Annotated in this window: 12 protein-coding genes, 1 pseudogene and 1 riboswitch; of the genes and pseudogenes, 8 read left to right on the forward strand and 5 right to left on the reverse strand. The window is 75.0% G+C overall.

Annotation, left to right across the window (positions count from 1 at the left end):
* Window positions 1-47: 47 nt before the first annotated feature.
* Window positions 48-332 (reverse strand): DUF4235 domain-containing protein, encoded by a 285-nt coding sequence (locus ACRYM0_RS19065; protein WP_432507421.1) that lies wholly within the window; start codon window positions 330-332, stop codon window positions 48-50.
* A gap of 297 nt (window positions 333-629) precedes the next feature.
* Window positions 630-734, forward strand: a riboswitch (TPP riboswitch).
* 49 nt (window positions 735-783) lie between these two features.
* On the opposite strand from ACRYM0_RS19065, the gene ACRYM0_RS19070 reads away from it, so the two are divergent.
* From ACRYM0_RS19070 to ACRYM0_RS19080, 3 genes are all read left to right on the forward strand, one after another.
* Window positions 784-1,395 (forward strand): ECF transporter S component, encoded by a 612-nt coding sequence (locus tag ACRYM0_RS19070; RefSeq protein WP_432507422.1) that lies wholly within the window; start codon window positions 784-786, stop codon window positions 1,393-1,395.
* The gene (locus ACRYM0_RS19075) at window positions 1,388-2,917 is read left to right on the forward strand and encodes an ATP-binding cassette domain-containing protein (protein ID WP_432507423.1); all 1,530 of its coding nucleotides are present in this window, start codon (window positions 1,388-1,390) and stop codon (window positions 2,915-2,917) included. The genes ACRYM0_RS19070 and ACRYM0_RS19075 overlap by 8 nt, the downstream gene beginning before the upstream one ends.
* A 119-nt stretch (window positions 2,918-3,036) precedes the next feature.
* Window positions 3,037-3,780 carry an energy-coupling factor transporter transmembrane component T gene (locus ACRYM0_RS19080; RefSeq protein WP_432507424.1) on the forward strand — a complete coding sequence of 248 codons (744 nt, stop codon included), beginning with the start codon at window positions 3,037-3,039 and terminating at the stop codon, window positions 3,778-3,780.
* A 40-nt stretch (window positions 3,781-3,820) separates the two neighbouring features.
* On the opposite strand, the pseudogene ACRYM0_RS19085 reads toward ACRYM0_RS19080, so the two are convergent.
* A pseudogene (locus ACRYM0_RS19085) lies at window positions 3,821-4,407 on the reverse strand (MBL fold metallo-hydrolase); the annotation flags it as partial.
* Window positions 4,408-4,657: 250 nt separating this feature from the next.
* Here ACRYM0_RS19085 and ACRYM0_RS19090 point away from each other — a divergent pair.
* Window positions 4,658-4,828, forward strand: a complete 171-nt coding sequence (locus tag ACRYM0_RS19090) for a hypothetical protein (RefSeq protein WP_432507425.1) — start codon at window positions 4,658-4,660, stop codon at window positions 4,826-4,828.
* A gap of 280 nt (window positions 4,829-5,108) precedes the next feature.
* On the forward strand, window positions 5,109-5,366 hold the full coding sequence (locus tag ACRYM0_RS19095; RefSeq protein ID WP_432507426.1) for a hypothetical protein: 258 nt from the start codon (window positions 5,109-5,111) through the stop codon (window positions 5,364-5,366).
* A gap of 222 nt (window positions 5,367-5,588) precedes the next feature.
* On the opposite strand, the gene ACRYM0_RS19100 is transcribed toward ACRYM0_RS19095, so the two are convergent.
* Together ACRYM0_RS19100 and ACRYM0_RS19105 are read right to left on the reverse strand one after the other, a co-directional pair.
* Window positions 5,589-5,957, reverse strand: a complete 369-nt coding sequence (locus ACRYM0_RS19100; RefSeq protein ID WP_432507427.1) for a hypothetical protein — start codon at window positions 5,955-5,957, stop codon at window positions 5,589-5,591.
* Window positions 5,958-6,082: 125 nt separating this feature from the next.
* A complete protein-coding gene (locus ACRYM0_RS19105; protein ID WP_432507428.1) occupies window positions 6,083-6,598 on the reverse strand; it encodes a hypothetical protein in 516 nt (171 codons plus the stop codon).
* Window positions 6,599-6,769: 171 nt separating this feature from the next.
* On the opposite strand from ACRYM0_RS19105, the gene ACRYM0_RS19110 reads away from it, so the two are divergent.
* Entirely contained in the window at window positions 6,770-7,729 is a 960-nt protein-coding gene (locus ACRYM0_RS19110) for a phosphotransferase (RefSeq protein ID WP_432507429.1), read from the forward strand.
* Window positions 7,730-7,734: 5 nt separating this feature from the next.
* On the opposite strand, the gene ACRYM0_RS19115 is transcribed toward ACRYM0_RS19110, so the two are convergent.
* The gene (locus ACRYM0_RS19115) at window positions 7,735-8,385 is read right to left on the reverse strand and encodes a maleylpyruvate isomerase family mycothiol-dependent enzyme (protein ID WP_432507430.1); all 651 of its coding nucleotides are present in this window, start codon (window positions 8,383-8,385) and stop codon (window positions 7,735-7,737) included.
* Between the two features lie 293 nt (window positions 8,386-8,678).
* On the opposite strand from ACRYM0_RS19115, the gene ACRYM0_RS19120 reads away from it, so the two are divergent.
* Together ACRYM0_RS19120 and ACRYM0_RS19125 are read left to right on the forward strand one after the other, a co-directional pair.
* Window positions 8,679-9,266, forward strand: coding sequence for a hypothetical protein (locus ACRYM0_RS19120; RefSeq protein WP_432507431.1), 588 nt, complete (start codon window positions 8,679-8,681; stop codon window positions 9,264-9,266).
* 143 nt (window positions 9,267-9,409) lie between these two features.
* Complete coding sequence (locus ACRYM0_RS19125; protein WP_432507432.1) at window positions 9,410-9,823, forward strand: hypothetical protein; 414 nt, start codon at window positions 9,410-9,412, stop codon at window positions 9,821-9,823.
* Window positions 9,824-9,926 lie beyond the last annotated feature (103 nt).

A 9,926-nucleotide genomic window follows, 5' to 3' on the forward strand; every position in this document is an offset into this window, starting at 1 on the left:
GGACGTCCCGTCCCGGGGCACCGGTGCTCACCCGGGCGCCGGCAGGCTCAGGCCGCCTGGCCGCTCCCCAGGCCGGGGGGCTGCTCGCCGGTGGCCTTGCGGTACAGGACCGCGGCCTGGCGCTCCACGAGCAGGCGGGACACGCCGATGATCGCGCCGGAGGCGAGCGCCCACGCGACCGCCTCCTTCCAGCCGACGTCCGGGTCCTCCGGGTTCGCCGGGGGCTGCGACTTGGTGGCGGTCACCCAGATCTTCTTCGTGAGGCGGTTGGCGACGGCACCCGCGACGACGGCGGCGCCGGGGCCGACGAGCTTCCAGACGATGGGACTCATGCCGCGAACCCTGCCCTACAGCAGGTCCAGGAGCCAGCGCAGCACCGGCGCCAGGGCCGTGGCGCCGGCGGCCACGAGCGCCACGACGAGCACGATCGTGATCAGGCGCACCCCCCGGGAGGGTCCGCCGTCCGGTCCACGCAGGTGTCGCAGCACGCCCCCATCCTCCCCGACCCCACCCGCCTCCCCGCGCCCCGCTCCCGCCACCCCACCCACCCCTCCGTGATCTTGCACGGTTGAACCCTCACCGGTGCAAGATCACGGAGGGGTGGGTGGGGTGGCAGGGGTAGGGTGTGCGGCGAACGACAGGGGAGCGCCGTGGGGCGCTGAGAGTGCGGGCAGCCGCAGACCCTCGAACCTGACCCGGTTAGCACCGGCGTAGGGAGTCGGGCGATCCTCGACCCGTGGCCACCCGTGCCGCGGGTCCCCCTCCTGCACCCGGGAGGTCACCGTGAGCACCACCGCCAAGACGCGCACCCGCCGGCCCGCCGGCCGCTGGCGCACCGTCGACCTCGTCACCGCCGCCGTCCTCGGCGTCGCGTTCGGCGTCGTCTTCTGGGGCTGGCACTTCGCGTACAGCGCGCTGGACCCGCTGTTCGCCCTCTTCCCGCCCGTCGCCGGCCTCGTCAGCGGTGTGTGGCTGCTGCCGGCCGTCGTCGCGGCCCTGGTCGTGCGCCGCCCCGGCGCCGCGCTGCTCGCCGAGGTGGTCGCCGCCAGCGTCGAGGCGCTGCTCGGCACCCGGTGGAGCGCCGGCGTGCTCGTCTCCGGCGGCATCCAGGGCCTGGGCGTCGAGATCGCCGTGGCCCTGTTCCTGTGGCGGCGCTGGAGCCTGGGCGTGGCCGTCCTCGGCGGCGTGCTGGCGGCGTCGCTGGAGTCCGTCTACGAGTGGTCCGCGTACTGGGCGGCGTGGAGCTGGGACTGGAAGCTCGTCTACCTGGGTCTCTTCGCCGTCTCCGGCGCCCTGATCGCGGGCCTGGGCGGGTGGGCGCTGGTGCGCGCGCTGGCGCGCGCCGGGGCCCTCTCCGCCTTCGCCGCGGGCCACGAGCACCGCGCCCGTGGCTGACGCGGCGCCCCTGGCCCTGCGGGTGCGGGGCCTGGACGTCACCCCGCCCGGCGCGGCCCGCCCCGTGCTGGCCGGTGTGGACCTGGACGTGCCCGCCGGGCAGCGCGTCCTGCTCGCCGGGCCCAGCGGCAGCGGCAAGTCCACCCTGCTGCGCGCCCTGGCGGGCGTGCTGGAGGAGGGCCCCGACGGTGGTCCCGGTGCCACCGGCGAGGTCCTCGTGGGCGGCGAGGACGCCCGCCCCGGCGCCGCGGGGCTGCTGCTGCAGGACCCGCAGGACGCCGTCGTGGCCACCACCGCCGGGCGCGACACCGCCTTCGGCCCGGAGAACCTCGCCCTGCCCCGCGAGGAGGTGTGGCGGCGCGTCGCGGCCGCCCACGCGGCCGCCCGCTTCGACGCCGGGCGCGAGCGTGAGGTGGCGACCCTGTCCGGCGGGGAGCGCCAGCGCCTCGCGCTCGCCGGGGTGCTCGCCCTGGCGCCGGGGGTGCTGCTGCTGGACGAGCCGACGTCCATGCTCGACGCGCCCACCGCCGCGGCGGTGCGCACCGCCGTCCTGCACGCCGCGGCCGGGCGCACCCTCGTCGTGGTCGACCACGACCTGGCCGGGTGGGCCCCCCACGTGGACCGCGTCGTGCTGCTGGACGGCGACGGCCACCTCGCCGCCGACGGCCCGCCCGGGCGGGTGCTCGCCGCCGGTGCGGGCGGCGGCGAGCTCTGGCTGCCCGGCACCCCGGACCCGCGCCCGGCCGACGTGCCCGACGGGCTGCTCGTACCGCACCTGCGCGTGGACGGCGACGCCCTGACCGGGCAGGGCCTGGGACTGGTGCGCCGGCGCCGCGGACTGCGGCCGGCACCACCGGCGAGCGTCCTGACGGGCGTGGACGTGCAGGTCCCGGCCGGTGCGGTGACGCCCCTGGTGGGGGTCAGCGGCTCCGGCAAGTCGTCACTGCTGGGCGTGCTCGCCGGGCTGACCCGCCCCACCACCGGGGAGCTGAGCGCCGCCGCCGGGCTCGCGCGCGGGTTGCGACCGCAGCCGTGGCGGTGGCGTTCGCGGGAGCTGGCGGCGCGCGCCGGGTGGGTGCCGCAGGCGCCCGAGCACGCCTTCGTGCGCACCACCGCGCGCGCGGAGGCCGCCGCGACGGCCGTGGCGCTGGGCCTGCCGACCGCCCGGGCCGACGCCCTGCTGGAGCTGCTGGGCCTGGCGCACCGCGCCCAGGTGGACCCCTTCCGCCTGTCCGGCGGGGAGCAGCGCCGCCTGGCGCTGCTGGGAGCGCTGGCGGCGGGGCCCGCGGTGCTGCTGGCGGACGAGCCGAGCGTGGGTCAGGACCGGCGCACCTGGTCGGTCGTGGTGGGTCTGCTGCGGGCGGCGGCGCGCGACGGGGCCGCGGTCGTCGTCAGCAGCCACGACGAGCGGCTCGTGCAGGCGGTGGACCCCGCGGGGACGGGGGCGGTGCGACTGCACGCGGGGCGCCGCGTGGCCGGCGGCGTGCCCGCCGCGCCGGTCGCGGTGGGGAGGGCCTCGTGAGCGCCGACCCCACCCTGGGCCCGTCCGCACCGGGAGATGTCCACACCTCCGTCCACAGCTGTGGGCGCAGCTTTGGGGACAACCCTGTGGGGGGGCCTGTGCACGGTGTGGACGAGGGGGTGCCGCCCACGCCCGCCGAACGGCGCAGCGCCGGGCCCGGGCCCCTGGTGCGGCACTGCGGGCCGCTGCCGCTGCTGGCGGTCTCGCTGCTGGCGGTGCCGGCCTCGTTCGCGGTGACGACGTGGGTGGCGGGTGCGGCCGGGCTGGCCGCGCAACTGCTGTGCCTGCCGCTGGTGGTGGACCGGTGGCGGGCGCTGCCGCGCCGGCTGCTGCCCGGTGCGGTGGGGGCGCTGTCGGTGGGCTGGTCGGCGTGGTTGCTGGGCGAGCCCGGTCAGGGCGAGCCGCTCCTGGCGGCGCTGACCGCCGCCCTGCGCCTGGCGGTGCTGGTGCTGCCGGGCGCGGTGCTGCTGGCGTGGCTGGACCCGGCCGAGGCCGGCGACCACCTGGCGCAGCGGCTGCGGGTGCCCGGTCGCCTCGTGGTGGCCGTCGTGGCGGCCCTGGGGCTGCTGTCCGCCCTGGCCGACGCGTGGGAGCAGCTGGCGGCCTCCCGCCGCGCCCGTGGCCTCGGGCCCGGTCCGGGACCGCTGTCGAGGGGCCGCTGGCTGGCCTCGACGGCGTTCGGGCTGCTCGTGGACGCCGTGCGCCGGGCCGGTCGGGTGTCCACCGCGATGGACGCGCGCGGGGCGGTCCCGGGTGGCCCGCCGCGCACGTGGGCGTTGCCGGCGCCGTGGCGGCGGGCGGACGCGGTCTGCCTGCTGGTGGGGGCTGCGGTGCTGGCGGTGCCCGTCGTGGTGGCGGCCTGACCGGTGCTCCTGCGGCTGGCCGCTGCTGCCGTCGCCACTCGTGCGCGCGGTCCGGTTCGATCCGGCATTGGACCTGATCGGCCCCGCCGACGGACCCGTGACCGGGGACCAGGACGTCGGAGAGCATGTCGCCGGCGATGAGGACGCCGCGCTCCTCGATCAGCAGCGCCGCGTGGCCCTGGGCGTGCGCCGGGTGCTCGAGGACCCGGACCCGGGGCCCTCCCAGGGGACCTGCGTGGTCCCGGTGGGCAGGCCGGTGATGCGACCGAACGAGTCCAGGGGGATCTCATCGGCGATCTCCGGCGGGAACGCCTCGGCGGCGCGGGCCCTCCAGTCCGCGTCCGAGAGGACGTCCCGCAGGGAGGCCGCGCAGCCGGCCGTGCCGTAGCGGGGCGCTTCGCCCAGATCGGCGTGCCAGAGCACGTGGTCCCAGTCGGGGTGGGTCGAGAAACCCGCCACGACGGGCTGGCCCGCCTCGCGCAGGTCGTGCGCTAGGCAGGCCATCTCGGCGTCGCGCACCCCGGGGTCGACGAGCAGCGCTCCGGCTCGGCCCCGCACGACGACGGTGTTGTTCTGGAGGAGCTCGCTCTGGTGGACGAGCACACCCTCCGCGATGCGCGTCAGCACGGTGTTCCTCTCGATCGTGATGTGTCGTGAACTCCTCCGCCCTGCGGTGGGGGCCGGGCGAACCTGTCGAGGAACGCGCCGACGACGTGCGCACGGGATTTCGGCGCGAACTCGACCGTGCGGGGTCGATCGGCTGCGCTCCGGGAAGTCATCGCTGCACCGCGGCGTCCTCCTGCCCGCGAGTTCCCGATCGGGGCGGGTCGCGCTGAGCGCCGTGGTGCTCCCGGCGTGCGGTGGTCCACCGGGCGCGGTGGGTGAGAGCCACGCGCAGGAGCACGCGCAGGCGGCGTTCGTGCCGGTGACCTTCGAGCTGCACGGGGCGGACGCGTCCGTGCCGGACGGCCCGACCGCCCGGGGTTGCCTCCTCGTGCGTGACGGCGAGGCCGAGGCGTGGCGCATCGCCGACGCGGGTGTCGCCTGAACTGCCACGATGCGCGTCAGCTCGGCCGGTCACCGCCCTGTCTTCCCCCCCACCGCTGGGAGCGCTCGTGATCAGCGAGCAGCGCACGTACGCACCTCACCGGTGCAGTCGTCGGCTTCGTGGCGGGGTTGCTGGTCTGCACCGAGGACCGCTCGACGGCCTCAGCGCTCGGCTCGGCCGTGGGGCAGGGGATCGTGGCTCCGGCGGTGGGCTGCTTCCTGGTTCGCGACGGGCGTCGGATCAGGCGGAGCGGAGACGCGGGGCTACTACTGTCGCCAGCATGGGTGGTGGCCAGGGTTCTCGTCGCGACTGGCGCATCGCCGGCCTGCTCGCCGCGCTCGTCGACGGCGTGCTCGTGCTCGTGGTGCTGGCGACCGCCGCGGCGCTGTGGACGATCGCGGCGGTGATCGCCCACGTGGTGTTCGACAGGGACTGGGGTGCCGCCTTCTCCGCGACCGTCCCCGCTCTCGTCTCGGGCCTGTTCGTGCTCGTCCTTGAGGAGCGTCGACGTCGCCGCAGGAGCGGTACGAGGAAGTGACGTTCCTGGTCACAGCATGGACGTGCTGCGGCCGCTGCCCTGCTCGTGGACATGAGCGCGGTGCCGCGGCCATCGACAGGTCCGGGCGGTCGGCGGACGACGTCAGTGCCGCGGACTGGATCGCGGCCGCGGTCCGCGAGTTCGACCACACGGTCGGCTCCACGACCATGATCCCGTTGCTCGACCCGGGGCGGTTCCACGGTCCCCGGTCGGGCAGGAGAGCTAGCCGATGGGGGCTTCCTCGGGACACCCGGGACCGCTGAGGTAGGTCACGCCCTGGAGTTCGCCGTCCTCATCGAGGGTCCCGGGGGTGTAGCCGGCGGCGTGTCCGTACAGCTCACCGTTGACGTAGACGTCGATCTCGCCGTTGGGCACCCTGGCCCCCACCGCCCCACCGATGTTCGCGCTCCCCGTCGCCAAGACCTTCCCGTCCTGACGGAACTCCACGTCCATCCGCCCGGTGGCGGGCAGGTCACCTTCGGGGGAGATGCACACGGCGACGTTCTGCTCGTTCACCGTCTCGGGCTCGTCTGAGCACCCTGCGATGAGCAGGACGGCGAGGACGGGCAGGACGCTGACCGGTCGGTGCACCCCGGCATCGAAGCACAGGAGGCGCCTCGGGGTGAGGAACGGGAGCGGGCTGCGGCGGTACCCCCGATCACCCGCGCACCGAGCAGGAGCGTGGAGTCGGCCGGCCCCTCCCTGCGGGAGTCTGCTCAGCGGGGCAGTTGTCGGCGCACGTGCTGGAGTTCGGAGATGGCCGCGTCCACCAGCTGCTCGTTCAGCGTCCCGCGGGTGTCGATGCGGACCTCGTTGCGTCCCGGTGTCGTCTCGAAGACGGTGACGGTCACCGTGCCCAGGGCCGGTGCCGGCGGTGGCGGCCAGTGCATCGTCCCGGCCGGAGGTGCTCCTGCGGCCTCGGCGGCTGCGGGGTCGTCGTAGCTGAGGGTGAGGCTGCTGGTGAAGGCCCCGCTGCGGTCGTTGAACACCGTGGTGCCGGGCCGCTGAGCCGGTTGCTCGTCCCAGGGCCAGGCGCGCAGGGCGCGGTAGCGGTACCTGTCCTGCTCGCCCTGCTCGTAGGTGAAGGCGACGTCCTGGCCGGGACGGAACCCGTCCTGGGTGGTCATGACGGTGGAGGAGTGCACCCAGCAACCGCCCGGCGTGCGGGGGCTGTCGATCACGCCCCAGCCTTCCTCGTCGTGCCAGTCCCGGACCACACCTCGTGCGTTCACGATCACATCATGGTGTTCAGGCCGGGGTGGCGGCGGCCGTCGTGCGTCCGGGCGTGGAACCGGGCAGGGGACCCACGCCCGGGCGGCGCCGTGTGCGGGAAGCACCTCGGTGCTGTGAGGAGGCCGTGTCACAGCGGTCACCACAGGCGCAGCCTCCGTAGCTTGCTCCGCATGGCCGAGATCGAGGACGGGACCGGGATCACCGCGGACCTCGTCCGCGACCTGCTGCGCGAGCAGCACCCGGACCTGGCCGAACTGCCCCTGAGCGAGGTGGAAGGCGGGTGGGGCAACCAGGTGTGGCGCCTGGGGGAGGCACTGGCCGTGCGGGTGCAGCGCATGGACACCGACCCCGTCCACCAGCTCCAGGAACGCCGGTGGTTGCCGCTGCTGGCCCCGTGCCTGCCGCTGCCCGTCCCCGTCCCGGTGCGCAGCGGTGCACCGTCGGAGCGGTTCGGCAAGCTGTGGACGGTCATGACGTGGGTGCCGGGTGAGCCGCTTGACCGCGGGGAGATCACCCGCGGTGAGCACGCCGCAGACACCCTGGCGGCGTTCCTGCGGGCGCTGCACGTTCCGGCCCCCGCCGACGCGCCGGCTGACACGGGCCGCGGCGCGCACCCGAGGGACTGCACGGACGGCTTCGACTGCTTCCTCGGCTCCCTCGACGCTGACGTGATCGGCACTGACGCGGCTGACGTGCGAGCCGTCTGGGACGACGCCGTCGCAGCCCCGGCGTGGGAGGGGCCACCGGTGTGGGTGCACGGCGACCTGCACCCGGCGAACGTCGTCGTGGCGGACGGGACGTTGGCCGGCGTCGTCGACTTCGGCGACCTGTTCGCCGGTGACCCGGCGGTGGACCTGGCGGCGGCCTGGGTGCTGTTGCCGCCCGGTGCGGCCGCACGGTTCTTCACCGCCTACGGGCGGGCGGACGAGGCGACGGTCCGCCGCGCCCGTGGGCTGGCTGCGCTCAAGAGCCTCTTCCTGCTGCTGATGGGCCAGAACGGAGAGCGCGGGCTGCCCGGCGGCAAACCGGCATGGGGCCCGCTGGGACGCCGTGCCCTCGACCGGGTCCTCGTCGAACGCCCGGACCCACCGGTGAGCAGGGCGGCAGCCGACGACTTCCTCCGGCGCTGATCCGCTCACGAGGGTGCGCACCGCTCCCGCAGCACGCTCACGCCCGGCCCGCTCAGCTCATCGCAGAAGCTCCCGCGCCCGGCCATCGCCATGGTCAACGCCAGGGTCGTACCGCTCACCAGCAGCCCTTCGCCGGTGCTGAAGGGCCCGTCGGTGGCCTGCAGCGACAGGCCCGCCGCTGCGGTGCGGCTGTTGACCGCGAAGTCGCGGGCGGCGTAGGAGCGCGCCACGGCGGTGACCGTCGACACCGGCGGTTCCCCTGGCAACCCGAGGGGGCGTCGGATGTCCTGGGAGTGGACGACGACTTCCCCCAGCCAGGCTGCGGTGGGCCCCATCGGTGCGGTCGTGCTGGTGATGAGGCTCCGGAAGCGGTCCAGGGTCGCAGCGGGAGTGCGGCCGCGCTGCTCCGCGAGTCTCCGGTCGTTGTGCACATCGGGGTTGAAACGTGCCGCGAGCATGCTGCGCAGCCAGCGCACGCGCCCGGTGCTGGCGGCTGCGCTGAGGTGGGCCAGGACCTCCTCGATGCTCCACCGGGTGCAGAGGGAGCGTCGAGCCCACTGCCCTGCGCTCAACCCTTTCAAGTCCTCGGCGAGGGCGGACCGTTCGGCGTGGACGGCCGACCACAGGGTCTGAGTGGTGGGGACGGCGTCGAGCACGTGAGCCTCCGGTCGAGTCGATGATCTTCGAGCTTGCAGACTCGGAGCGCCAGCAGGAGTCATCGGCCCCGCAGGCATCGCGCGCAGGGCCATGACCGCGCGTGTGCAGGCCTACGGAGGCGGCGCGCACGATCGATGATCCTGAGGTGGCCGATGCCCCGCTGCACTTGCGCGCGGTGTCGAGGCGGGTGACGCCACGGAGCGCAGGGCGTCGGTGAAGAGGTCGTGTACCGCTGGTGCCTGCTCGCGTGGTGGGACTGCCAGGGGTGTCGCCCTGCGGCAGGGTGAGGGACGTGGAGGGGATGCAGGACCACTGGGCGAAACCCGTGGTCACGGCGCCGGCCCCTGTCCGTGGATGGCGCCGGGCCAGCACGCCACGTCGTGTGTGCGCGCTGGCGGCCGTGTCGGTCGTGGCGCTCTGGTCCCTCGGGCTCGCGGTGCCGACCCCTTTGTGGGCAGTCTTCGGCGGGGCCCTCGGCTCGGCGGTGGCGGTGGTCTACGCGATGGTCGGACCGACCGTCTGCTACGCCTTGGCGCGCGTCCTGCGCCCCCACCGCGTGCCCGGCGGTGACCGGATCATCCGCCACCCACTGGCTGCTGCAGGCACCGCCTACGGGTTGCCACTGGTCGTTGCCGAGCCCCTGATCAACGCCACTGGCTGGTCGTCGGGCTTCGCAGCGACCTACGGCCCCGCCGGGCTCGAGAGCGGTTCCGGCCTCGACACCGTCCTCATCGTCATGACGCTCTCCGGCCTCGGTGCGGCCGGCCTGGGCGTGCTCACCGCCGCTTGGGGCCTCGTAGCCGTGCTCGTGCGTGCATCTGCCCTGCTCGCCGCCGTGGCCGCTCACCGCCGGCGGCTTGCGGTCGAGGAACTCTCGTGAGTGAGCGGCCGCGCGGGGCGTCAACGCCGGCGGAGCGCCCGGTCCGTGCGGGAAGGGGCGCCGCGCTGCCCAGCGACGGGTGCGGCCGCACCCGCGCTCCGGTCGCGGCAGGCAAGAGGTGGTGGCTGGTTCTCGCCGCCGCTGTGGTTCTGGCGCTGCTGTCGCTCGCCTCCAACGTCGCGACCACGAGCCAGTTGTCGGGTGAGGCGGACGGGTTGCTGACGGCTCGTTGGACCGTCAGCAAGGTGCTCAACGCGGGCGTGGTCTGGGCGGGGCTGCCTGTCCTGTCCGGCTGGCTCGTCCGGCAGCCGGTGCACGGCGTCCTCGCAGGAGTCGTGGCCTCGTTCACGGCACTGGCCGTGCACTACGGGGCCGGCCGACTGCTCGACGTCTTCGCGTCGACCATCTGGGTGGAGAACGCCGGGTGGTTCGCGATCGCCGCCCTCACGGGCGGACCGCTGGGCGCGGTCGGCGCCATCGCCCGACGCAGGGGCGTGTGGGGGTTGCCGGCTCGTCTCACCGTGCCTGTCGGGGGGGACTGCCCCCGGTCCGGTTGACTCCTGACCTGTGAGGATCATGGTCCTCACTGGAAGGATGATGACCGTGCCGAAGGCCTTCCCTGCCGAGTTCCGCCGGGACGTGATCGCCGTGGCCCGCCAG

Source organism: Kineococcus arenarius subsp. arenarius (assembly GCF_050871845.1).
In the GTDB taxonomy this organism is placed as follows: domain Bacteria; phylum Actinomycetota; class Actinomycetes; order Actinomycetales; family Kineococcaceae; genus Kineococcus.